Origin of the sequence: Ramlibacter agri, assembly GCF_012927085.1 — a bacterium.
Taxonomy (GTDB): domain Bacteria; phylum Pseudomonadota; class Gammaproteobacteria; order Burkholderiales; family Burkholderiaceae_C; genus Ramlibacter; species Ramlibacter agri.
In genome coordinates, this window is the sequence record NZ_JABBFX010000001.1 from 2228132 (window position 1) to 2252030 (window position 23899).

15 protein-coding genes are annotated in these 23899 nt (G+C 71.0%); 7 read left to right on the plus strand and 8 right to left on the minus strand.

Going from position 1 to position 23899, the window contains the following annotated elements; genetic code table 11:
* Window positions 1-3 precede the first annotated feature (3 nt).
* Genes HHL11_RS10830 through HHL11_RS10845 form a run of 4 tightly spaced genes read left to right on the plus strand, consistent with a single transcriptional unit; the run spans window position 4 to window position 11151 of the window.
* A complete protein-coding gene (locus tag HHL11_RS10830) occupies window positions 4-1656 on the plus strand; it encodes a ShlB/FhaC/HecB family hemolysin secretion/activation protein (RefSeq protein ID WP_169418390.1) in 1653 nt (550 codons plus the stop codon).
* 20 nt (window positions 1657-1676) lie between these two features.
* Complete coding sequence (locus HHL11_RS10835) at window positions 1677-9788, plus strand: beta strand repeat-containing protein (RefSeq protein ID WP_169418391.1); 8112 nt, start codon at window positions 1677-1679, stop codon at window positions 9786-9788.
* A complete protein-coding gene (locus HHL11_RS10840; protein ID WP_169418392.1) occupies window positions 9788-10516 on the plus strand; it encodes a hypothetical protein in 729 nt (242 codons plus the stop codon). The genes HHL11_RS10835 and HHL11_RS10840 overlap by 1 nt, the downstream gene beginning before the upstream one ends.
* The gene (locus HHL11_RS10845) at window positions 10516-11151 is read left to right on the plus strand and encodes a hypothetical protein (RefSeq protein WP_169418393.1); all 636 of its coding nucleotides are present in this window, start codon (window positions 10516-10518) and stop codon (window positions 11149-11151) included. The genes HHL11_RS10840 and HHL11_RS10845 overlap by 1 nt, the downstream gene beginning before the upstream one ends.
* A gap of 6 nt (window positions 11152-11157) precedes the next feature.
* Here HHL11_RS10845 and HHL11_RS10850 read toward each other — a convergent pair whose 3' ends face one another.
* Together HHL11_RS10850 and HHL11_RS10855 are read right to left on the minus strand one after the other, a co-directional pair.
* A complete protein-coding gene (locus HHL11_RS10850) occupies window positions 11158-12003 on the minus strand; it encodes a hypothetical protein (protein ID WP_169418394.1) in 846 nt (281 codons plus the stop codon).
* A 21-nt stretch (window positions 12004-12024) separates the two neighbouring features.
* Window positions 12025-12519, minus strand: a complete 495-nt coding sequence (locus HHL11_RS10855) for a hypothetical protein (RefSeq protein ID WP_169418395.1) — start codon at window positions 12517-12519, stop codon at window positions 12025-12027.
* A 114-nt stretch (window positions 12520-12633) separates the two neighbouring features.
* Here HHL11_RS10855 and HHL11_RS34350 point away from each other — a divergent pair, with 114 nt between their 5' ends.
* Both HHL11_RS34350 and msrA read left to right on the plus strand, forming a co-directional pair.
* Window positions 12634-15723 carry a helicase-related protein gene (locus HHL11_RS34350; RefSeq protein WP_240980053.1) on the plus strand — a complete coding sequence of 1030 codons (3090 nt, stop codon included), beginning with the start codon at window positions 12634-12636 and terminating at the stop codon, window positions 15721-15723.
* Window positions 15724-15798: 75 nt separating this feature from the next.
* Window positions 15799-16527, plus strand: coding sequence for a peptide-methionine (S)-S-oxide reductase MsrA (msrA, locus tag HHL11_RS10865; RefSeq protein WP_169418396.1), 729 nt, complete (start codon window positions 15799-15801; stop codon window positions 16525-16527).
* Window positions 16528-16532: 5 nt separating this feature from the next.
* On the opposite strand, the gene HHL11_RS10870 is transcribed toward msrA, so the two are convergent.
* Window positions 16533-17981, minus strand: coding sequence for an aldehyde dehydrogenase family protein (locus tag HHL11_RS10870; RefSeq protein ID WP_169418397.1), 1449 nt, complete (start codon window positions 17979-17981; stop codon window positions 16533-16535).
* A 214-nt stretch (window positions 17982-18195) separates the two neighbouring features.
* Here HHL11_RS10870 and HHL11_RS10875 point away from each other — a divergent pair, with 214 nt between their 5' ends.
* Entirely contained in the window at window positions 18196-19284 is a 1089-nt protein-coding gene (locus tag HHL11_RS10875) for a substrate-binding domain-containing protein (protein WP_169418398.1), read from the plus strand.
* Here HHL11_RS10875 and HHL11_RS10880 read toward each other — a convergent pair.
* The 5 genes from HHL11_RS10880 to HHL11_RS10900 form a co-directional block, all read right to left on the minus strand.
* Window positions 19257-20198, minus strand: coding sequence for an acetamidase/formamidase family protein (locus HHL11_RS10880; RefSeq protein WP_169418399.1), 942 nt, complete (start codon window positions 20196-20198; stop codon window positions 19257-19259). The two genes, HHL11_RS10875 and HHL11_RS10880, sit on opposite strands and share 28 nt — an antisense overlap.
* A gap of 11 nt (window positions 20199-20209) precedes the next feature.
* Complete coding sequence (locus HHL11_RS10885) at window positions 20210-20965, minus strand: SDR family NAD(P)-dependent oxidoreductase (protein WP_169418400.1); 756 nt, start codon at window positions 20963-20965, stop codon at window positions 20210-20212.
* A gap of 149 nt (window positions 20966-21114) precedes the next feature.
* Window positions 21115-21810: an FkbM family methyltransferase gene (locus HHL11_RS10890; protein ID WP_169418401.1), complete on the minus strand. Its 696-nt coding sequence runs from the start codon at window positions 21808-21810 to the stop codon at window positions 21115-21117.
* Window positions 21786-22976 carry a glycosyltransferase family 4 protein gene (locus HHL11_RS10895; protein WP_169418402.1) on the minus strand — a complete coding sequence of 397 codons (1191 nt, stop codon included), beginning with the start codon at window positions 22974-22976 and terminating at the stop codon, window positions 21786-21788. Before HHL11_RS10895 ends, HHL11_RS10890 begins: the two co-directional genes overlap by 25 nt.
* Before the next feature lie 2 nt (window positions 22977-22978).
* Window positions 22979-23899 carry a hypothetical protein gene (locus HHL11_RS10900; RefSeq protein ID WP_169418403.1) on the minus strand — a complete coding sequence of 307 codons (921 nt, stop codon included), beginning with the start codon at window positions 23897-23899 and terminating at the stop codon, window positions 22979-22981.

Sequence of the window (23899 nt, forward strand, 5' to 3'; positions counted from 1 at the left end):
TGCGTGCTGGCCCTCGCATCGCTGGCCGCCGCCGCCTGGGCGCAGCCGGCCTCGCGCGTGACGCCGCGCGACCTGCGTCCCGAGCCGCCGCCTTCATCGAGCGCGCCCGCGCTGCCGGAATCCGCGCCGCAGCAAGCGCCGGCGGCGGCCTCGCTGCAGGTCACCGTGGCGGGCATCGAAGTGGTGGGCGGCTATCCGGAATTCGTCACGGCGACGAAGCAGCTGGCCGCGCCCTTCGCGCAGCGGCGCGTGACCGTCGGCGAGCTGTACAAGCTGGCGGAATCGCTCGAGAACTTGTACCGGTCCGAAGGCTACCTGCTGGTGCGCGCCGTGATCCCGCCGCAGCAGTTGAACGACGGCGGCGTGTTCCGCATCAACATCCTGGACGGCTTCATCGAGAGCGTGGATGCTGGCGCGCTGCCCGAACGCGTTCGCGACAGCGTGAAAGACCTGCTGGCGCCCCTGGTCGGCCAGGCGCGGCTGCGCAACAACGCCGTCGAACGCGCGCTGACGCTCGCGGGCCGCGCCCCGGGCGTCACGCTGCGCAGCACGCTCGCGCCGGGCACGCGCGCGGGCGGCTCCGTGCTCGTGCTCGAAGGCGAGCACGCGCTCGTCGCCGGCAGCTATGCCGCGGACAGCCGGCTGTCCGAAGCGCTGGGGCCCTGGCAGGGCACGATCCAGCTGCGCGCCAACCAGCCGCTGGGCCACGGCGAGCAGGCCTATGTCTACGTGTCGGGCGATCCCAACCCGGGCCGCATGCTGCGCAGCGAAGCGCGGCGCCGGGTGGCGGGCGGCGGCGTGATCGTCCCCATCGGCCCCGACGGCCTGGCCTTCAACGCCGAATACACCTGGTCCGACACGAAGAACCCCGGCTCCTTCTACGTGCCGCCCACGCAGAGCGGCTTCGAGCGGGCCTCGCTGCGCCTGTCCTACCCGCTGCTGCTGACACGCGACTCCGAGGTCACGCTCACCGGCAGCTTCGACGCCAGCAGCCAGTGGACGCAGGTGCCGCTGTTCGACCTGACGCTCAACCAGGACCGGCTGCGCGTCTTCCGCCTCGGCGTCGATGCCGGTGGCGCGGTCGGCGAGATCGGGCGCTGGCGCGCCTCCGGCCTCTTCAGCCACGGCGTGTCGCGCTTCGGCGCGCGCGGCTGGGACGACGTGTACGAAAGCGGCGTGCCCTTCTCGCGCCCCGGGGCCGAGCCGCGCTTCTCCAAGCTGGAAGCCAGCGCTTCGTGGGAGCAGCTGTTGAAGTACGGCCTGAGCTGGCGCGCCAACGTGCGCGGCCAGCACGCCGCCGGCGGCGCGCTGCCCAGCGCCGAACTTTTCAGCCTCGACGGCGAGGACGCGCTTTCGAGCTTCCCCTCCGGCACGCTGTCCGACGACAGCGGCTGGACCGCCCGCACCGAGCTGGCCCGCCAGTTCACGCTGTCGCTCGGTGACGCGCCCTGGCCGCTGGCGCCCTATGTGTTCTACGCCGGCGGCAAGCCGCACAGCGAGCTGGGCGTGCACGCGGGCTACAGCACCTCCTACGGCGCCGGCGTGCGCAGCAACTGGAAGGCGCTGAGCCTCTCGCTGGAATGGGGCCGCGGCACGCTGCGCCCCGGCGGCTACGCCGAAACGCAACTCTTCGCGAAAGGCCAGGTGGTGTTTTGACCCAAGGACGACGCTTCCCCTTGCGCCGCACGATCTGCTGGCCCGTCTTCGCGAGCCTGCTGCCGCTGCATGCGCATGCCGACCTGCCCACGGGCGGCCGCGTGGTGGCCGGCCAGGCCGCCATCGCCAGCGCTGCCGGCAACACGCTGCAGGTGCAGCAGGCCTCGCAGCGCGCCGCCATCCGCTGGGACAGCTTCAGCATAGCCCAGGGCCGCAGCGTCGTCTTCAGCCAGCCTGGCGCGGGCGCAGCCACGCTCAACATCGTCACCGGCAACGCGGCTTCGCAGCTGGCGGGCAGCCTGCGCGCGGACGGCTCGGTGCTGCTGATCAACCCGAACGGCGTGACCATCACGCCCACGGGCCGCGTCGACACGGGCGCCGGCTTCATCGCGTCGACGCTGGCCGTCAGCGAGTCCGACTTCATGGACGGCCGCCTGCTGTTTTCCGGCCAGGGTGGCGCCGTGCGCAACCAGGGCCTCATCACCACGGGCGCCGGTGGTGCGGTGGCCCTGCTGGGGAGCACCGCGGCCAACGAAGGCGTGATCCGCGCGCCGCTCGGCAAGGTGGCGCTGGGCTCGGCCAGCAAGGCAACCCTGGACTTGAGCGGCGACGGCTTCCTGCAGGTGCTCTTGCCCGCGGACGCCGCCGGCAGCGACGGCCAGCCGCTCGTGAGCAACAGCGGCCTGATCCAGGCGGATGGCGGCACGGTGATGCTGAAGGCCGCGACGGTGCGCGAGGCCTTGCGTGAAGCGGTGAACATGCCTGGCGAAGTGCGGGCACGCAGCGTGTCTGGCCAGGACGGCGCGATCGTCTTCGACGGCGGCGCCGGCGGGCAGGTCACCGTCTCGGGACGCGTTGACGCCTCGGCGGACGCCGGCGCCACGCGCGGCGGCCGCATCGACGTGACCGGCCAGGCCGTCGCCTTGCGCGGTGCCGAGCTGCTGGCGAGCGGCCCGCAGCAAGGCGGCACCGTGCGCATCGGCGGCGCGTTCCAGGGCGGGCGCGCAGGCGCGGACGCGACGGCGCTGGGCCAGCGCTTTACCGCGGCGGATGCGCCGGCGCTCGCGAATGCGGACACGACCACCATCGACGCCGGCAGCCGCATCGACGTCTCCGCCACCGGTGCGCAAGGCGTGGGCGGAACGGCCATCGTCTGGAGCCAGCAGTCGACCACCTTGCAAGGCAGCGTCGCCGCCACGGGCGCGCAGGCGGGCGGCGCGGTGGAGGTGTCGTCCAAGTCGCAGATCCGGGCGGTGGACCTGGGCCGCGTGGAGGTCGGCGCCGGCGGCGCGCTGCTGCTCGACCCGAAGAACCTGGTGGTCGGCACGGGCACCGACGCGGACACCAGCTACGTCGACCCGACCGCGCTGGTGAACCAGCTGTCCGCCGGCGTCGGCGTCAGCCTGCTGGCCAGCAACGACCTGGCGTGGGACGGCGCCTTCGCCTTCGTGACGCAGGGCAACGCGGGCGACCTGTCGCTGGCGGCCGGCCGCTCGGTGCGGCTGTCGGGGGCGTTCACCACGGGCCTGGGCAACTGGAGCATCGTCGCCAACGCGGGCGCGGCGGCGGGCGTGGACCCGGCGCTGCGCGACACGGGCGCCGGGGGCATCGACCTGAGCGCTGCCAGCTTCATCAACAGCAACGGCCGCTTGTCGCTGACCTTGGCCGATGGCGCGGGCAACGGCGGCGGCCTCGCCGACGGCAGCAACGGCTTCGCCGATCGCATCCGCATGGGCTCGTTCACGGGCGACGGCTTCAGCGCTGTCGTGGCGCCGGGCGCGGCCACCGAATGGGGAGCGCCGCCGGTCATCCAGTTCTTCGGCGACGTCGCCGTCGCCAACGAGCTCAAGCTCACGGGCAACCTGCAGAGCGCGCAGGGCAGCCTCACGCTCTCCGGCGCCTCGGTGAACTGGACCAACGAGAAGACCGGCGGCACGATCACCGGCGAGTCGGGCACCGTGCGCTTCGTCGAGAACGGCGTCACCACCCGCTTCGGCAAGCTGGGTGGCATGGATGCCGCGCGCCTCGAATTGGGCAGCGACGCGACGCCAACCCGCGTGTACGGCGACGCCGATCCCGGGCAGGCCGCGCTGGGCGCGGACGCGCTGCACGTCGCGGCCCACAACACGGCGGCGGTCATGGACGGCCTCGGCAACATCCTCGCCGACGGCTCGCTTGCGGTGAGCGGCCCCGGCGTCACCGCCGGCGTGGGCAGCTACAGCCTGCAGGTGGGCGCGAGCGGCGCGATCGCCTTCCAGCCGGTGAGCTTCGACCCTGGTACGGGCACGATGAGCGGGGCGACGGGTTCGTACTTCATCGACCTCACGCCGGGCCGCGTGGACCTCACGGTCACGCCGCGCGCGCTGACGGCGAACGTGCTCAACCCGTCGTACGTCTATGGTTCGCCCACGGCCGCGGCCACGCTCAGCGGCATCGCCAACAACGATGCCCTTTCGCTCAACGCGTCGTTGAACGGCAGCGCCGTCACGCTGGCGGGCGCCGCCGGCAGCTACGCCTTCGCGAACAACCTGCGCGTGGGCGTGCACGGCTACACGCTCCTGGGCCTCTCGGGCGCCGCAAGCTCCAACTACACGCTGGACCTGTCCGGCGTGCCCAGCGGCGTCGTCAGCATTTCGCCCAAGCCGATCACCTACGCGGGCTCGAGCACCAGCCAGGCCTACGGCAGCGACGTGCTTCCTTCGCCCGAGCTTGTGGGCGTGCTGCCCGGCGACGACGTCGGCGCCGGCACGCAGGCCATCACCGTCGTCAGCAGCGGCACTGCGGGCGGCAGCGGCACGCGGCCGGTGGGCGCCTACCAGGTCGGCCTGGCTTCGCTGGGCGGCGCCGACAGCGGCAACTACGTCCTGGACACGGCAGGCAACGTGCCGATGCAGGTGTCCATCACGCCGAAGACGCTGTCGTGGCAAGTGGCGGGACCGATTGCCAGCACCTACGGCACGGCGGCCACCGGCATGGCGGCGACGCTGGGCGGCGTGGTCGACGGCGACGTGATCGCGCCCGTGTTCTTCGCCAGCGGCAACGCCATTGGCGCGCGGCTGGCGGCGGGCAGCTACCAACTGACCGTGGGCGGGCTGGACGGCACCGGCGCAGGCAACTACCAGCTGGCCGGCAGCGGCCAGGCGTCCAGCCTGTTCGTCGCGCGCAAGCCCCTCACCTACGGCGGCGCGGACGTCACCCAGGTCTATGGCCAGGTCGACGCCGCCGGCGTGGAGCTGCAGGGCGTGGAAAGCGGTGACCGCGTGACGGCGGTGTCGGGCATGGCGTCCAGCAGCGTGTACGCGGGGCAGGGCGAGAGCAGCGCGCTGGCGCTCGGCGACTACTACACCTACGCAGCCTCGCTCACCGGCGCGGAAGCGGGCAACTACACCATCGCGGCGAGCGGCAACAGCTTGCGCCGGACCACCGTCACGGCGAAGACGCTGAACTTCCAGCTGGCGGGCGGGTCCGCCAACACGACTTACGGGACGGCGGCGACGCTGCCCTCCGTGTCGCTGGTCGGTGTCGTGAGCGGCGACCTCATCGGCGGCACGCTGGCGCTGTACCGCGGCGCCATCGCCAGCGCGGTGGCGGCCAACACGCCGGCGGGCAGCTACACCTGGGGCCTCGAAGCCTTGACCGGCGCGGGCGCGGGCAACTACACGCTGGCCACCTCGGGCAACACGCTGGCTTCGCTGGTGATCGCGCCCAAGCCCATCACGTGGCTGGTCGCCGCGGGCTCGGCCACCTATGGCGATGCGCTGTCCAACACGACGCTGTTCGACGGCGTGCTCGCCGGCGATTCCGTGCTGCCGGTGCTCTCGGCCCGCGGCGGCGACGGCAACGTGGTCGCGCGGCCGGTGGTCGGCACCAGCTACCTGGCTGGCGTGACCAGCCTGGACGGCGCCGCCGCCGGCAACTACGTCCTGCAAGGCGCGGGCAACACGGAGGGCGCGCTCACGATCACGCCCCGGACGGTGGGCTACAGCATCGCCGCCGCCAACGCCACCTACGGCACGCTGGCCACGCCCGGCGCCGTGACCTGGAGCAACCTGGTGGCCGGCGACAGCCTCGCGCCGACCATCGCGTTCTCCTCGGGCGGCGTCGACCTGGTGCTCGATGCGCGCACCCACACGGGCTCGTACCTGCAGCGCGTGACGGGCATCCACGACGCCAACTACGTCCTCGCTTCCAGCGGCAACGTCGACAGCCTGCTGACGATCGCGCCCAAGCCGCTCAGCTTCTCCACGCCGGATGTGCAGTCGGTCTACGGCACCTCCGCGGTGCTGGGCGCCAGCACGCTGTCCGGCGTGCTGGCGGGGGACGACGTCACCGCCGGTCCGACGCTTTTCAACGGCATCGCCGTGCCGTACGCGCGCCTCGACGCCGGCACCTACGCCAACACGCTGGAGGTGCGCACCTTGGGCGGCGCGGACGCGTCCAACTACGTGATCACCGGCGCCGGCTCGACCTGGGGCACGCTGAGCGTGGCCCCCAAGGCGCTGAACTACTCGCTGGCCCTCTACTACAACAGCCTGCTCCTCGGCGGAACCACGACCTACGGCAACCTGTCGCGCAACGTGCTGTTCGAGTCCAGCCTCGCGGGGCAGGGCGCCGTCGCCACACTGGGCGGCGTGCTGCCCGAAGACCTCGGCCAGGTGGCGATGAACAGCAGCACGCTGGGCCTGCCTTCGCTGGCGACGTCGAGCTCGGGCAACTACAGCGTGGGCACGTACACGTGGACCGGCGGCACGCTGTCCGGCGCGAAGTCGGGCAACTACACGGTGGCGGCAACGGGCAACAGCGACTTCACGCTGCAGATCGCCCCGCGCCCGCTGTCCGTGGTGATGGACATGCGCAACGGCGGCGGCGTCGTGCGTGCTGCCACCTACGGCACGACGGCGGGCTACGCGCCTTCCGTGACGCTGCCCGGCCTGATGTCCGGCGACAACGTGAGTACCGGCGCGGTGCTGGTCACGGCAGGCGGCAACCTCACGCTGTTGCCGGAGCGGCTGGCCGCGGGCAGCTACGCGATGGCGATGGCCGGGCCGCTGACGGGTGCGGATACCGCCAACTACACCGCCGTCCCCATCGACAACGGCTTCACGGTGCAGCCGCGCCAGCTCACCTACAACATCGCGAACAGCAGTTCCACCTACGGCCAGCTCGGTACGCCTGGCGGCATGACGCTCTCCGGCGTGCTGACGGGCGACGACGTGAGCGGCAACGTGAACGTGACGCGCGGCAGCGCCAATGTCGTCCTGGCTGCGAATTCGGCGGCCGGCACCTACCTGCTGCAGTCCGCGGGCCTGGCCGGCGCCCAGGCCGGCAACTACACGCTGGCTTTCGGCAACGACGGCACGCACACCATCAACACCGCGCCGCTGACCCTGGTCTACGACCCGGCGACACTGAGCTTCACCTACGGCAGCACCTGGGCGCTGCCTTCGCTGGCCGGCGCGCTGTTCGGCGACGACGTGAGCTACAGCGCCACGGCGACGCCCACGCCGGTGACGGCCTACTCCTGGCTGCCGACGGCCGTGCGCGACCTGATGGCCCTGCCGCTGCTCGACGCGCAGCGTTACCGCATGGACGCGACGCTCGCCGGCGCCGGCAGCAGCAACTACCACATCACCAATCCGACGGCGACGATCAACGTCGCGCCCAAGCCGCTCACCAGCAACGTGCAGGACCGCACGACGGTCTATGGCGACTACCTCGGCGTGCTGGCGCCGGAGCTGTCCGGCGTGCTGCCTGGCGACGACGTGCAGACGCGCTGGGAAGGCTTCACCGCCTACACGCCGCAGACCGCGGCCGGCGTCTACAGCCAGACGCTGCTGCTCGCCAGCACCGGCAAGTTCTACAACTACGTGCTGCCGCCCACCACCGCGCTCCTCACGATCAACAAGCGGCCGCTGGCCTATACGCCCAACGCATCGGCCAGCATCACCTACGGCGACAACTTCAGCGTGGGCTCCCTGGACGGCGTGCTGTTCGGCGACGACGTGACGGCCAACGTGGGCTTCTCCAGCGCCACGCTGCCCGACATGCAGGTCTACCTGGGCAACATGACCTACGGCCCGCGCGCCAATGCCGGCACGCACGCCTACACCTTGCAGGTGGCCGGCCTGGCGGGCGCGGCCAGCGGCAACTACGTCATGGCGCCGATGACGTACAACGGCAGCGTGGTGGTGGCGCCGCGCGTGCTCACGTGGTCGGTGGCGGACACCTCGTTCACCTACGGCGGGCTGCGCAACTGCGACCCCGGCCAGGGCTGCAATGCCTGGGAGGCCATCACGCCGGCCTACGGCAACGTCACCTTGCAGGGCAAGCTCGACCTGGACGACGTCTGGGCGAGCCTGCTGCTGATCGACCAGGTCGGCCGCACCGGCACGATTTCGGCGGCGCTGCCGGCGGGCCCCTATTACCAGGTGGTGTCGGGGCTGACGGGCAGCAAGGCGGCCAACTACGTGGTCGCCGCGACCGGCAACACGCCCGGCGTGCTGACCGTGAAGCCGCAGTGGATCTGGTACGACGTGACCAGCGGCTCCTTCATGCCCGGCATCGGCATGATCGGCGACCCGGGGCGCGTCACCGGCCTGTACGGCCGCAACCCCGGCGACAGCGCCAACGGCATGATCCGCGCCGACATCACGCCCTTCGTGGTGGCGCGCGACGCCAACGGCAAGGCGCTGGAGGACCTGAGCAACCTCAGCGTCGGGCGCTACACGCTGCGCGTGGAAGGCATCACCGGCGCCGACGCCGGCAACTACCGCATCGCCCAGCCCGAATACGGCTTCCGCGACGGCGGCAGCATGCCCGGCGTGTTCGACGTGTTCCCGGACGCCACGCTAGGCCTGGGCCTGACTTCGCTGGCGGCACCGCCGGCGCCGGCGCCGCTGGCGCCCGTCGTCGAAGCACCGGGCCAATACACCTATTTCAGGCCAAGCACCGGCCTGGGCACCGAGTTCGGCCGCTACGACAACGTGTCGGGCACCGATACCGACGTGACCATCGGCGACCGCGGCGGCTCCGTCTCGGGCCGCGCGCAGGGCGTAGTCGAAGGTTCGGTGTCGCTCGGCGATGCGGACCTGTCCGCGCAGGCGGGTTCGGCGGCCGAGGCCTTGCTGAAGTTCGGCGTCACCGGCATCAGTGCCAGCGCTTCGGCCGGCGTGCATGCCGACGTGCGCGTGGACCAGGGCCCCGGCTACGTGATGGTGGGCGTGCAGGCCGATGCCGAGGCCGAGTTGTCCGCCAACCGGACCGGCGTCACCGTGGCGGGGCAGGCCCGCGCCGGCGCGACGGCCGAAGGCGGCGCCGACGGCGACATCGGCATCGGCGACGGCTCCGTCTCGGCCAACACCAGCGTGTTCGCCTATGCGCGCACCGACAACGAGTGGACGTTCAAGGACGGCAAGCTGGTGAGCAAGTTCGACGAAGCCGTGGGCGTGGGCGCCTCCGCCGGCACGAACCTCGGCCTGGCAAGCAGCGCGGGCAGCGTCGACGCCGGCATCATCGTCTACAGCCCCGGCTCGCTGGGCGGCAAGCTGGATTTCAGCGGCGGCTACTCCGGCGGCACGCTGTCGCTGGGCCTGGACATCGGCGCGCAGATCGGCCTGTTCGGGGCCGGGGTCAGCCTGAACATCGACATCGATTTCGACAGCATCACCCAGGCCATGGGCGACAACAGCACCGTGTCGGCCATCACCAACTTCTTCGGCTTCAGCATCGCGGGCCGCTCGCAGCCGGACGACATGATGACCGCCGTCTTCCGTGGCGCCAGCCAGGGCACGCCCGAAGACCGCATCCGCTACCTGCGCCAGAACCCGTCCTGGGAGAACTACACCGGCACCTACGGCACCGACGCCTACGCCGCCAACGACTCCAACCGCCGCTTCATCGGCATGGTGGACTTGCTGGAGTCGCAGGCGAAGGACCTGCTGCAGCGCGAACTGAATTACCAGAAGACCTTCCTGGACCTGATGAAGACCGACCAGCGCGCGGCCGCCGAATACCTGCGCAGCGACAGCGTCGCGGCGATGAAGACCGAGGAACAGCGGCTGCAGGCCGCGTTCGCGAACATGGGCCTGCAGATGGCGATGCAGGACGGGAAGATCGTGGCGGTGAACCTGTGATGAAGATGAAAGCCCTGCATGCACTCCTCCTCGCCGTGGCCGGCCTCGTGACGGCCGTGCCCGCTGCCGCGCAAGCGCCCGCCGGGCCCATCGGCATCTCGCCCACGGGCCAGCCGCGCAGCTATGCGATGCGCTTCCAGCCCTACCAGCTGCAAGGCTACGGCCGCGCGCGCTTCGGCATGACGCTGGACGAAGTGAAGGCCGCCATTGCGGCGGACTACCCTGGCGCTTCGGCGCCCAAGGAGGACGCCGACCTCGTCACCCGCACGCGGACCCTGATGGTGGTGGCGCCCACGCTGGCGCCTGGCCCCGGCCCCGCCACGCTGTCCTTCGTGTTCGGCGCGCAGAGCCATCGGCTGGCCGCCATCAACGTCTACTGGATCGCGCCCGGCGAAGCCACCGCGCAGCAGCGCGAGGCGATCATCGCCGCGGGCTCGCAGCTGCTGGCGGGCCTGGTGGGCAGCTACTGGGCGCCGCTTTCCACGGCGCGCGGCCACGTGCTGGCGCCCGGCGTCGTCATCCTGTTCGCGAGCCGCGACGCGGCGGGCCATGGCATCGAGGTGCGCCTGGACGGCGTGCCGCTGGCCGTGCAACGCCCCGCGCGCGACGGCAAGCCGCGCCCGCTGGAACGCATGCCGGCGCCGCCCGGCCCGGCGCGCCTGCGCCTGGCCATCTCGGCGGACCCGGAACACCCGGACGTGTTTCGCCTGCCGGCGGGGAGCTTCTGATGCAGCGGCGATCCTTGCTGCTGGGGGCAGCCCTCGTTGGCGCGGTGCGCCTGGATGCACTGGCGCAGCCGGCGCCGGCCTACCGCGTGCGAGGCTTCCGCAGTGCCAGCTTCGGCCTGCGCGAAGCCGAGGTGCGTGCGGCGCTCGCGCGCGACTTCCCCGCGGCCGCCGCAGGCGTGCGGCACGTGGAGAACCCCGCGGAGGGAACGACGGCGCTGGTCCTGCCCTTGCCGGCTCTGGAGCCCGGCCCCGGGCCTGCGCGCGTGAGCTACGTCTTCGGCGCCAGTTCGCAAAGGCTGATCCACGTGAGCGTGGTCTGGCAATCGGACGGCGCCATCGACGCCGCCGGTCGCGCGCGCTATGCCGCCGCCGGCAGCCAGCTCGCCGCCTATTTCCGCGCGCTGCCCTGGGGGCCCAAGGCGAGCGCCGTGCCTTCGCCCGCGGGACCGAACGGCCTCACGCTCTTCGTCGGCATCGACGAAGCCGGCGCGGGCGTGGAAGTGCGCGTGCTGGGCGTGGGCACCGTGGACCCGCAGGGCCGCGCCGGCCCAGAGCCTACGGGCCCCGCGCAACTGCGCGTGGCGTACCACGCCAACGTGGGCGCGCCGGACGTGCGGGCCACGGCGCGCGCGTGAGCGCGGTCAGTCCCCGGGTCGCACCGGGGTGCTGCCGTCGTCGACGTGGCAGGTGCTGCGCTTCATCGAGTCGCGCAGCTCCCGCGGGCGCTTGACGGCGCCGCTGCGCTCGTCGAATTCCGCCACGGCGAGGTCGAGGGCGCCCCGGCGCTCATGCTCTTCGACGGGAAGCCACGGGGCGCCGAGCGCAGCCCACTGGGCGTCGGCCAGCGGCAGTTCGCCCGTCAGGAACAGCTGCCGGCCCTGCGCGCCGGCGAGGAAGGATGCCTCGACGGCCTGGCCGCCATCGCCCGGGCGGGCCAGGCCGTGCGCCATGGTCTGGTCGAAGACGAGCAGGTCGCCTGGCGCCAGGGGCAGCTGCACGCCCGCATGCGGCATCACGAACTCCACGTCCGGGACGTCGAGCGCAAGAAGCCAGAACAGGCAGCGCGACCAGCGGCCGCGGACGTCGTTGTGGAAGCCGGCCCCGCGCGACGCGAGGTAGTCGATCCGTTCGGCAACGCTGTCGCGGTACGCGGCGAGGCCGTCGCCCAGCACGCCGGTCAGCTGCAAGGCCGAGGCGATGGCTGCTACGAGGTCAGCCACCCCGGGTGCGGTTGCGGCCAGGTCCGCGGGCGAGGTGTTCGCGTAGTCGATGTCCGAGAACGCGTCGATCCGCGTTCGTGCATAGCCTTGCGCCGACAGGCGCGCGAGCGCATCGGAATCGAGGAAGCCGGTGCGAATGACGTGGACGCGGTCATAGGGCGCGCGGGCGTCGAAGGCATGGCAGGGCTCTTCGCTGCGCACCGCGAAGGCCTCGAAGGGGCGAGGCACGCGATACGCATTGGCGGCGACGATGCGATGGTTCGACACGGGTGGCGCGCCCCTGGGGGTTCACCGCACCGCTTGCGCGCTGAAGCCGGCCTCGGCCCAGGCCTCCGCGCTGGCGCGCGTGAGCCGGAAGCCGGGCGAGACGCGCGCTTCACCCAGCACTTCGTCCGACGCGTCCGTGGCGCGCAGCACGGCCGACGGGTTTTCCTCGTCCGGCTCGATGTCCAGCGTGACGCTCACGCGGCCGGCGTGGCAGGAAATGTCGATCTGCTTATGCAGCGCCGCATGCAACTGCTGCTCGTGCCGGCGCACGAATTCGGCGGCGGTCTTCACCAGCGTGTTGAAGGCGGAGGTGTCCAGGGGCTTGGGGTTCTTCTTGTCGCGGCCCATGGTCCAGGGGCCGACCAGCGCCGGCTCGACCTGGCCGTCGGGGGTCATGGCGACGGCCCAGCCGTCGTCGTCCTCGTTCTTGATGACGCGGGCCGTCCAGCCGTTGTCGCGCCAGAAGCCTGCTTCGTGAATCACCTGTTGTTCGGTGCCGTGGTCGGATTCGTCCATCCCCGTGATTGTCGCCCGTGGCCAGGCCTTGCAATCGGGCCCCCCGGCCCCCATCTCGGCAAGTTCTGCAAAATGGACGCCGAGCTTGCCTGCGCCGCCCCGAAAACCAACTTGATGCCCGAGACCTCCGCGTTCCACGACCAACCCGCCTCCCTCGCGTCCGACCTGCCGCTGGCCCACCCCAACTGGGTGGTCTACGAGCAAGTGGCTTTCTTCGCGGGGATGGTCGCGTCCTCCGCGGAAGTGCCTGCCAAGCTGCGCGCCACCTTGCGCAGCCTCTGGCGCACGCCCGCCACGCCCGAAATCGAGGCGCTGGTCGATGCAGCTGCCGCGGACGCCGGCTTCCAGGCGGAGTTCGTCCGCAACGGCGGCGATGCGCAGGTGGCCGCCTGCCTGGGTCTGCTCCACGCGCTGGCGGCCCTGGGCGAGCATGCGCGGCCGGTGGAACTGCTGGGCGAGCTGAAGCTGGCCGGCGAGCAGCTGGCCGCTGCGTTGGCCTCCGGCGAGGTAGGCCAGCCCAAACTCTGGCGGCCCGAGGAGCGGGCTGAACGCCTGAGGCAGTTGCAGGGTGACGCGCCGGGCCTCAGCAAGGAAGAGCGCAAGCAGTTGCGCCTGGCGCAGGAGCGCGAGGCGCAGCGCGTCCGGGACGAACGGGCCACGCAAGCGCGCGAGGCGGAGGAAGCACGCGTCGCGCAGGTCGCGCGTGAGTTGCGGGCGTGGATCCTCGCGCAGGGCGTGAGCCCGGAACGCTTCGCCATCGAAGCCTTCGACCAGCTGCAGTCCGGGCAACTCCGGCGCGACTTCCAGGACGTGCACGGCGTGCCCCCCTCGCCGAGCGCCCTGCGCAGGGTTTTCGAGCTGGCCCCGGCGGTGCACGAACAGCTGGCCGCCCACCAGGCGGCGCTGGAACGCCGCGCGCGCGAGCAGAAGCTGGCGCAGCGCCAGTGGGAGCAGAGCCTCGTCGGCCAGGACGAAGCCATGGAGCTGCTGGCCGTGCTGCGTGCCGAGCTCGATGAGTGGACGGCGCTGCAACGGGTGCCGGTGGCCTCGCACCGGACCGTGCGCAAAGGCGGCCGGGAGAGCCTGCACGTCCTGTTCGACCCGGTGGTGCTGAAGGCGCTCTCCGGGGAGCAGATTGCCGCCTGGCGCGCGGCGGACATGGAAACGCTGCCGCCGGAAGACCGGTCGACCCGCGCGCGCGGCATCGCCAGGATCCAGGCGCGCCAGCGCCTGGCGGCGGCCATCGAGGCGACCAAGGCGGCGCACCACTGCGACGTGCGCGAGCAGGAAGACGGCGACCTCCATTGCTTCAAGGCCGCGAGCGTGCCGGTGATGGTCGCGGTGGCGCCCGACGAGGTCCAGGCCTGGCCGGCGGTCGTCCTGCTGCAGGCCAGCGTGCCGGTGCCCCGGACCGCGGCCGACGTGGGCAACCTGCAGGCGCGCGTCGGCGCCTTCTTCGCCGCCGAAAAGCTCGCCAGCATGGGCCAGGCCATCGCCGACGCGGTGACGGACCTGGTGGCCGAATACGCGAACGCGCTGTCGGCGGCGCAGCGGCTGGAGCTGCTGGCTGGCCTCAAGCAGTCGCTGGCGAAGGGCTTGCGCCAGCAGGACGTGGCCAACGACCTGAAGAACGCGCTGGTGGCCTCCGTGAGCCAGCTGCTGCGCCGCATCGAGGAAGAGCGCGCCCAGGACCTGGTGCGCCTGAAGGACTACCCGCAGGCCTTCCCGGTGGCGCGGGCCCTGGACCGCACGATCCACTTCCGCCTGGGGCCGACCAATTCGGGCAAGACGCACGACGCGCTGGAGGCGCTGAAGAAGGCGGCGTCCGGGGTGTACCTGGCGCCCCTGCGCTTGCTGGCCATGGAAATCCGCGACCGCCTGGTCGCCCAGGGCATCCCCTGCAACCTGCTCACCGGCGAAGAGCACGACCGCATGGAGGGCGCGCAGCACACCGCCTGCACCGTGGAGATGATGAACCCCGAGCACGAGGTGGAAGTCGCCGTCGTCGACGAGATCCAGATGCTGCTGGACCCCGGCCGCGGCTGGGCCTGGACGTCCGCCCTGGTCGGCGCGCCGGCCCGGGACGTCTACGTGTGCGGCGCCGACACCGTGCACCAGCGCTGCGTGGAGGTGCTGGACGCCATCGGCGAGCGCCACGAGACGGTGGTGCTGGAGCGCAAGACGCCGCTGGTGCTGGAGAACGGCCCGGTGGACAGCCGCCGCGGGCGCCGGCATGCCGATGCCGGCCTGCAGCCGGGGGACGCCGTCATCGCGTTCTCCCGCAAGGACGTCCTGACCCTGAGCGCGCGCTACCGCGAGCAGGGGCTGTCGGTGGCGACCATCTACGGCGCACTGGCGCCGGAGGTGCGGCGCACGGAGTCGGAGCGCTTTGCCAGTGGCGAAGCGGATGTGGTGGTGGCCACCGACGCCATCGGCATGGGCCTGAACCTGCCGGTGCGGCGCGTCATCTTTTCGACGGTGCACAAGTTCGACGGCGTGCAGACGCGCGCGCTGAACGCCGCCGAGGTGCAGCAGATTGCCGGCCGCGCGGGGCGCTTCGGGATGCACGACGAAGGCCGGGTGAGCGCCCTGGACCGGGAGGACCTGCCGCACGTGCGCCGCATGCTAGTCGAGGCGCAGCCGCGGATGCGCTCCGCGCTGGCCATCGCGCCCAGCCCGTGGCACGTCGACGCGCTGGCGCAGTTGCTCGGCACGCAGCAGGTGGCGCCCATCCTTTCGTACTTCGCCTCGCGCATCGCGGCCAAGGGCTCGCTGTTCGAGACGGCCGCCCTGGAGGAGCAGCTGGGCCTGGCGCGGGTGGTGGACCGGATGGCCGGCAAGCTGGCGCTGGCCGACAAGTTCACTTTCAGCTGCGCGCCCATCTCGCACGACAAGGAAAACGAGCTCGCCTACTTCGAGACCTGCCTGCTCGCATTCGTGAAGGGGCGCACGCTGCAGCTGCCGCGCCCCGCGGGCTGGCTGCGGGATCGCGAACCCGGTTTCCTGGAGGAAGCGGAGTTCCTGAGCAAGGACGTGAGTCTCTACGCCTGGCTCTCGTACAAGTTTCCGCAGGTGTACCGCGATGGCGAGGCCGTGCCGGAGCTGCGCGAGCGCCTGAGCCGCTACATCGAGCGCGAACTGCTGCGCCAGAACGGCTTCGGCATGACGGCCAAGGAAGCGTTCCGCAGCCGCCAGCGGCGCTAGGCAGCGACGCCCGCTGCAGTGCACGACCCGCCGTGGTGGCCTATGCTTTCACCTTCGAATGAACAGGACCTCGCCATGAACGCCAGCGCTTCGAATCCACCTCGCCGCCGCGGCGTCCTCCAGCTGCTGGCCGGCGGCTCGCTCGTTCTCGGCGGCGGGCTGCTGTGGCAGGACCCGGCGCGCTCGGCGGAGGCAGCCGCGCGCATCCCGCCGCCGGCGCAGGACCTGCCGCCTGCCGGCGGGCTGCAAAAGGCCGTCTTCGCGGGCGGCTGCTTCTGGGGCGTGCAGGGCGTCTACCAGCACGTGAAGGGCGTGCGCAACGCGCTCTCGGGCTACGCCGGCGGCACGGCGCCGACCGCCGCCTACGAGCTGGTGAGCCGGGGCAACACCGGGCATGCGGAGTCGGTCGAGGTCACCTACGACCCTGCGCAGGTGAGCTACGGCACGCTGCTGCAGATCTTCTTCGCCGTCGCGCACGATCCCACGCAGCTGAACCGGCAAGGCCCGGACGTGGGCACGCAATACCGATCCGCGATCTTCCCTGCCAGCCCGGCGCAGCGCGCGGTGGCGCAGGCCTATATCGCGCAGCTCGATGCAGCCCACGTCTACGGCAAGCCCATCGTGACGCGGCTGGAAGACAGCCGCGGCTTCTTCGCCGCGGAGGCCTACCACCAGGACTACCTGACGGAGAACCCGCAGCAGCCCTACATCGCGTACAACGACCTGCCGAAGATCGAGCACCTGAAGCAGCTGTTCCCGGAGCGCTACCAGGCCGACCCGGTGCTGGTGAAGCGGTCGAAGTAGCGCCGCTACGCCGTCGCCAGCCAGATCGCCTTCGGCTCCGTGAAGTTCTCGAGCGCGGCCTCGCCGTGCTCGCGCCCCAGCCCGGAATCGCGGGCGCCGCCCCAGGGCAGGCGCACGTCCGTGTAGCCGTAGGTGTTGATCCACACCGTGCCGGCCTTCAAGGCGTTGGCCACGCGATGCACCCGGCCGATGTCGGCGCTCCAGACCCCGGCCGCCAGGCTGAACTGCGTGCCGTTGGCGATGCGGATGGCGTCGGCCTCGTCGCGGAAGCGGATGACGCTGGCGACCGGGCCGAAGATCTCCTCCTGCGACACGCGCATCTCGTGCTTCACGTCGGCCAGCACGGTCGGCGCGACGAAGTAGCCCTGGTCGCCCACGCGCGCGCCACCCGCCGCGAGCTTCGCGCCTTCGCTCCGCCCGATGGCTATGTAATCCAGCACCGTCTGCATCTGCTTGCCCGAGATGAGCGGTCCCATCGCCGTGCTGCTCTCCCGCGGGCTGCCGACGCGGATGGTGCTCGCGCGCTGCGCGAGCCGCTCCACCACCTCGTCGTACACGGCGTCCTGGACCAGGATGCGCGAGCCCGCCGAACAGACCTGTCCGGCGTTGAAGAAGATGCCGGACGCGGCCGCGCGCACTGCGGCATCGAGGTCGGCGTTGGCAAAGACCAGGTTGGCGGACTTGCCACCCAGCTCCAGCGTCACCCGCTTGAAGTTGCCGGCCGCGCCCTGCATGATGCGCCGGCCGACCCCGGGCGAGCCGGTGAAGGTGACCTTGTCGACGTCGGGATGGTGGACGAGCGCCTCGCCCACCACGCTGCCCGAGCCGGTCACCACGTTGAACACGCCCTCCGGCACGCCGGCCTCCAGCGCGAGTTCGGCCAGCCGCAAGGCCGACAGCGGCGTCAGCTCCGCCGGCTTCACCACCAGCGTGCAGCCGCAGGCCAGCGCCGGCGCGATCTTCCACATGCCGATCATCAGCGGGAAGTTCCAGGGCACGATGGCCGCGACGACACCCACGGGTTCGCGCACCGTGTAGGTCAATGCGCCGGGCCGCGCGGGGACCACCTGGCCGTTGATCTTGTCGGCCCAGCCCGCGTAGTAGGCGAGGGTGTCGATGGCGGCGGGCACGTCCTGGCGGCGCACCGCGGCCAGCGGCTTGCCGCCATCCAGGCTTTCCAGCGCGATCAGTTCCTCTTCGTGCGCGCGCAGCAGCTCCGCCAGCCGGTAAAGGATGCGTCCACGGTCGGCGGCGCGCATGCCGCTCCACGCGGGGAGCGCTGCGCGCGCGGCGGCGACCGCGCGGTCGGCGTCCTCGGCGGTGCCTTGCGCGACGTAGGCAATGGGCTGTTCCGTGGCCGGATCGAGCGTGGTGGAGTAGGCGCGGTCGCGGGCTGCGACCCGCCGGCCGGCGATCAGCAGGTCGTGGGTGGGGAGGTCGGTGCGGGCGTTCATCGAAAGCGTCTCCTGTGCAGGGTTCGCCGCCAGCGTAGGGGGACATGCGGGGCCGGCGCAATATGAGACGGGTGTCGTCCAAATAGGCTCTGGAAAGCCGATATGGCGCTTGGCGCGGCCAGCGCTTAGCATGGGATCCTGCTGGGGCCGGCGGCTTCCCGAACCGGCTTTCGGCCGCATGTATTTCCCCCACGTTGCAAGAGGGCTGCCAGGCATGCACGAGGTCACGATCAAGCCGGAATGGATCATCCGCCAGGCGGGTGGCGAGTCGCTGCCGCGGCGGCTGGTCGAACTGCTGGTGAAGGTGCACGAGCTGGGCAGCCTGGCGGCCGCCTGCAAGGCCACCGGCGTCTCCTACCGCTACGCCTGGGAGCTCCTGCGCCAGGGCGAAACGCTGTTCGGCGAGGCGCTGATCGTGATGGAGCGCGGCAAGGGCTCGAAGCTCACCATGCTCGGCGAAAAGCTGGTGTGGGCGGAAAAGCGCATCGTCGCCCGGCTGGCGCCGCTGCTCGCCTCGCTCGCTTCGGAACTCAGCGCCGAGATCGAGAAAGCCCGTTCGCCTTCACCGGGCCTGCTTCGCATCCATGCCAGCCACGGCTTCTCGATCCAGCTGCTGCACGACTTCCTCGCCGCGGCCAGCGTCGCCAACGAGCTGAAGTACCTGAGCAGCCTGGAGGCGGTCGTCTCGCTCCACAACGGCGAATGCGATGTCGCGGGCTTCCACGTTCCCGTGGGCGAGTTCGAGGCCGACGTGCTGCAGCACTATGGCCGGTGGCTCAACGCGCGCTCGCTGAAGGTCATCAGCATCGTCACGCGGCGCCAGGGCTTCATGGTGGCGCGCGGGAACCCGAAGGAGATCTACCGCGCCGGCGACCTGGCCCGGCCCGGCGTGAACTTCATCAACCGGCAGCCGGGGTCGGGCACGCGCCTGCTGCTGGAGCTGCTGCTGCGCAAGGATGGCGTGGCGCCCGCCAGCATCAAGGGCTACGAGCGCTGCGAATACACGCATGCGGCGGTGGCCGCCTTCGTGGCGAGCGGCATGGCCGACGTCGGCTACGGCGTGGAAACGCCCGCGCGCCAGTTCAAGCTCGATTTCATCCCCAGCCAGACCGAGCGCTACTGCCTGATCTGCCACGAGAAGACCCTGGCTGCGCCGGCGCTGCAGCAGGTGCTCGCCGTCCTGCGCAGCACGAAGTACAAGACGGCCGTGAACCAATTGCCTGGCTACAAGGTGCAGAAGGCCGGCGTGGTGACGGACCTGCGCGACGCCTTCGGCTACTCGAGCACCACCCGCGGAAAGTAGTACGACACCACCCAGTTGGGCACGTCGACGATGGAGCTGATGCGAAGGTCGGCGCAGACGCTGCACAGCATGTACGCGTCGAGCGGGTCGTAGCCGTAGCGGCTGGCGAGCAGTTCGACCATTTCCGAAACGGCCACGCGCGCGCCTTGCATCAGGTCGGGGCCGATGCCCGTGGTCACCTCGTAGCCCTTGCGGTCGAAGTGGTTCGTCACCGGCCCGGGCACCACGTAGCGCGGCATGCGCAGGCGGGCGCCCTTCACCAGCTCGAATTGCAGCACCACGTCGATCGGGCTTTCGATGGCGGTGCCGCAGACCTCGCCATCGCCTTGCGCCGCATGCGTGTCGCCCACCGAGAACAGCGCGCCGGGCACTTCGATCGGCAGGTACAGCTCGGTGCCCGCGGCGATGTCGCGTGCGTCCATGTTGCCGCCCACGTTGCGCGGCGGAATGATGCTGTGCAGCCCGGGAGCCGCGGGCGCGACGCCTATCGTGCCGGTAAAGGGCCGCAGCGGCACGCGGCCGCCCGGCCCGTACATGGCCGGCGCCAGGCCGGGGTCGTAGTTCCAGTGATGCAGGCGGGCGTGCGGGAACTGGTCGGTGAGCAGCCCGAAGCCGGGGATGTTGCCGGTCCAGCCCCAGCCCGAAGGACGCAGCGACAGCACGGTCACCTTCAAGGCGTCGCCTGGCTCGGCGCCATCGATATGGACGGGGCCGGTGACCGGGTTGACGCGCGCGAGGTCGAGCCGCTCCAGGTCCGCGGCCGTCGATTCGCGCGTCAGCTGGCCGGACGACGCATCGACCGTCTGGAATTCGATGGTCTCGCCCGGCGCGATCTGCAGGCAGGGCTGGAACGCGTTGTTCCAGCCGTGGTGGATGTGGTCCTTGTGGATCGTGTGGCCGGCCAGGGCGCCCATGGCTTGCTCCTTCAGACGGCGACGGTGAGCGCGCCGTCGATCACCAGGTTGGCGCCGGAGATGCGGCTGGCGGCGGGGCTGGCGATGAACACCACGCCGTTGGCCACCTCCTGCGGCGTGCCGAACCTGTGCGTCGGGTTGACCTTGAGCGTGGACGCGAACAGGTCGGGCATGCCTTTCTCGATGTTCTGCCAGATGCCGCCGTCGAAGTAGGTGTTGCCCGGCGACACGCAGTTGACGCGGATGTTCTGGTCGACCAGCTTGCGGCTCAGGCCCTTGGCGTAGTGGATCAGCGCCGCCTTGGTGGCGCCATAGGAGCCTGCGGCAAAGTCGACCTCGAAGCCCGAGACGCTGGAGATGAGCACGATGGAGCCGCAGTCCGACTTCTCGAGGAAAGGCACCGCGGTGGCCACTGCATTGACCGTGTGCATCATGTCGGTGGCAAAGGACTTGGCCCAGCTCTCGGGCGAGTCGCCGACGGCCAGGGCGCTGACGTTGCACACCAGCACGTCGATGCCGTCCAGCGCCGCGGCGCTGGCCCGGACCCAGCTCTCCAGGGCGTTGGCGTCGGCGACGTCGAGCGCGCGGCCGAAGGCCGGCACGTCCTTCTTCCTCAGCGCGGCGACCGCGTCTTCCACCTCGCCGGCGTTGCGCGCGCAGACCGAGACACTGGCGCCTTCCGCGGCGAAGGTATCGGCGATGGCCCGGCCGATGCCCTTGGTGCCGCCGGTGACGAGTGCCCGCTTGCCCTTGAGTCCGAGGTCCATGGCATGTCTCCTTCCGGCAGGCATCTTGCCGCCGGGGTATCCCGCAGACAATCGCCGCCTGTCGGTGCCGCAGCCGGGCCGTAGCTGCGACATGGGCCGTCGCAACCTGGACCTACGTGATCTTGACCACGGAACAACGCTCGGCGACTTCAGCAGTCGCAGACGTGGCTGCGCAGCAGCCGCTCCCCGAACCGTTCCCTGCACGTCGCTTGCAGCTTCGCCGCGTCGTGCCCCGCGGCGCGCAGCGCATCGGAAGCGTGGATTTCCACGGCCAGCAGATCGGCCCGTCCGGCCACCGCGGGATCGCGCAACAACTCGTGTTCCATGCCCTCGCAGTCCATCTTGAGGAAGCGGCAGCGCGCGGCGCTCGCCCGCCGCAACGCCGTGGCGAGGCTGACGGAAGCCGCGTGAACGTCCCGAGCGCCGGGAAGAAAGGCGCTTGCGCTCCCGCTGTTGCTGGGCGAGGCTCCGAGGTGCAGCGTCCGGCCGTCGCCGGAAAGCGCCTCGTTCCAGGCGAGCACGTTGCGCACGCCGTTTTCGCGCAGCGCCCAGGCGAGGTTGTCGAAATTCGCGGGCATGGGCTCGTACGCGTGGACGACGGCCTGCGGCCAGCGCAGGGCGCAGAAGATGCTCACGGCACCCACGTGTGCGCCCACGTCGAGCACCAGGTCGCCCGGCCGGAGCTCGAGGGCATCGAGGCCGTAGCGGTTGCACAGGAAGTCGTGGGCGATCGCTTCGAGTGCGTTCGAGCCCGGCGTGTCGCGCAGCAGCACGTCGATGCCTCGCCAGCGCAGCAGCTGCGTGCCGTCTTGCCGGCGGCTCAGGATGGGCTGGATGGCGCGCACGTCCGCAGGTCCGAGAAGATCGCTTCGAAACGCTGCGCCACCTGGGGCCAGGATTCCCCGTTGCGGCGCACGTGTTCCAGCGCCCTGGCGCTCCAGCTTTCCCGCAGCCGCGCGTTTCCATACAGCAACTCGAATTGCGCCGCCAGGGCGCCCGGGTCGACCTCGTGCAGCGTACCCAGCGCCGGGTCCTCGCGAGCGGTGGACGCCGCCAGCAGCGCGTGCCCCCTCCAGGCGTCGCCGCAGCCCGTGTGGTCCGGCACGATCTGGGCGGCGCCCGTGGCCGCGTGCTCGAATGCGACCAGGCCCCAGCCCTCGCCAACCGCGGTGTTCACGCCGACGTCGCAGGCGCCGTAGATCAGGTTCAGGTGTGGGTCGGTGACGCGCGGGTGCTCTGCGTCCCAGCGCGTGAACAGCAGGCGCTCGGCGATGCCGCGCCGCTCGGCATGCGGCAGCAGCCGGCAGCCCTGGTCGCGCATGCCCGCATGGAAGTACAGGTAGGCGTCTTCCTTGCCCCTGGCGAACCGGGCGAAGGCGTCGATCGTCAGGTCCAGCCGCTTGCGGGGCTGGTTGCGATTGGCGTTCAGCACGATGAAGGCGTCGTGCAGGTGGGGCCGCGACGCAAACAGCGTGGCCCTGGCCATGCGCCGGGCGCTGGCCGGCTCGGACGCCAGGGGAGCGAAGCGTTGCAGGTCGATGCCGTGGGGCACGACGCAGGTGGGCCTGTCGAAAGCGCCCAGCGAGCGCAGCACCTGCTCCAGGTAGCGCGCCGCGAAGTCGGTGAAGACGCAGAGCCGGTCGGCCTGCCCCAGTGGCGCCAGCGAGGCGTCGACGTGGAACTCGTGGTCGATGGGGCAATAGACGACGACGGGCACGGCCGGCGCGGCCGCCTTGAGGGCGTGCACAGCCCGGGCCGCGGGAAAGGCTTCGAGGTACAGGAAGACGAGGTCTGGCTGGCTGGCCGCCGCCTGCGCCGCCAGCGCACGGAAGCCCGACCTGTCCTCGGGCGCCAGCCGTCCTGCCACCACGCATGGAAAGTCGGGATCCGCGGCGCCGCCCATCTCGAAGTGCGAGACCTCGTGCTGCGGCAGCCAGGCGGAGACGAGCGCCCGCAGCACGCGGCCGAAACCATAGCCTGCGGCGCCGTAGCCGACCGTGAGGATCCGCATGGTCAGGAAGGCCAGTCGCCATCCAACTGGTAGAAGTTGTTCTGGCCGGGGACGTTGGGATTCGCGTTCCAGACCGCCCGGCTGGCCAGGGAAGCGTCCGCGATCGACAGGCCCAGCGCGGGGCAGAACGTCCGGAGATGCTGGAGTGCCGCATCCGCACGCAAGACGGTGGTCCGGTTCTGCAGGTTGCTCTCGCCGTGGATCACGTAGCCGACGAGCATGGGTTCGGCGCCGCCGCAGTCGTAGACGACCGGTGCTCCCGAGAACCCTGGCTCCAGGACCCCGTCCTGGGGCAGGACGTCGAAGATGCAGCCGTTCGGGTCGACGTCCTCCACTTTCACGGAAATGTCCTTGATGCCAGTGACGAACTCGGTGCAGACACGAACGATGCTGTCCTTCTGCAGCGGGAAGTTCGGGCCGGGCGGAATGAACCCATTGCCCTGGCCGGGCAGGTGGAATGCGTCGCTTCGGAAGGCCCGGTTCGGGTTGACGAAGGCGACCGCGAGGTCCAGAGAGGCCATGGCCCAGGGGGGCGACTTCCAGACATCCGACGGGGCTGAATAAGCGCTCCGGTAGACGACGGGCCCCAGGATTTCCGTCCCGATCTTCAGCGGGACCACGCCGGTCACCATCTCCCACTTGTCGGGGATCAGGCCTGGCACCCCGGTATTGACGAAAACGGTCTGCGTCTGGGTCAATGGGGGCGATGCGACGGGCCACGTGGTCGTTGGTCCCGCCTGTGGCGGTTCGCTACCGATGGTGTGAACGTTGTCGAGATACGCCCACATGCCTTTGCGGTAATAGCTTTTCTGCAGGACATGCGCCGGAAACACCGCATAGAGCCCCGGGCCATGCTGCGACTGCGCGAGGAACGCGATGGGCGCGAAGGTCGGGTTCATGTCCGAGACATCGTCGATCTTCAT

Bases quoted from the DNA above. Each gene is read 5' to 3' on its own strand.
- HHL11_RS10840 (WP_169418392.1), top strand. From the start codon at position 9,788: ATGAAGATGAAAGCCCTGCATGCACTCCTCCTCGCCGTGGCCGGCCTC.
- HHL11_RS10845 (WP_169418393.1), top strand. From the start codon at position 10,516: ATGCAGCGGCGATCCTTGCTGCTGGGGGCAGCCCTCGTTGGCGCGGTG.
- HHL11_RS10855 (WP_169418395.1), bottom strand. From the start codon at position 12,519: ATGGACGAATCCGACCACGGCACCGAACAACAGGTGATTCACGAAGCA.
- HHL11_RS34350 (WP_240980053.1), top strand. From the start codon at position 12,634: ATGCCCGAGACCTCCGCGTTCCACGACCAACCCGCCTCCCTCGCGTCC.
- msrA (WP_169418396.1), top strand. From the start codon at position 15,799: ATGAACGCCAGCGCTTCGAATCCACCTCGCCGCCGCGGCGTCCTCCAG.
- HHL11_RS10870 (WP_169418397.1), bottom strand. From the start codon at position 17,981: ATGAACGCCCGCACCGACCTCCCCACCCACGACCTGCTGATCGCCGGC.
- HHL11_RS10875 (WP_169418398.1), top strand. From the start codon at position 18,196: ATGCACGAGGTCACGATCAAGCCGGAATGGATCATCCGCCAGGCGGGT.
- HHL11_RS10880 (WP_169418399.1), bottom strand. From the start codon at position 20,198: ATGGGCGCCCTGGCCGGCCACACGATCCACAAGGACCACATCCACCAC.
- HHL11_RS10885 (WP_169418400.1), bottom strand. From the start codon at position 20,965: ATGGACCTCGGACTCAAGGGCAAGCGGGCACTCGTCACCGGCGGCACC.
- HHL11_RS10895 (WP_169418402.1), bottom strand. From the start codon at position 22,976: ATGCGGATCCTCACGGTCGGCTACGGCGCCGCAGGCTATGGTTTCGGC.
- HHL11_RS10900 (WP_169418403.1), bottom strand. From the start codon at position 23,899: ATGAAGATCGACGATGTCTCGGACATGAACCCGACCTTCGCGCCCATC.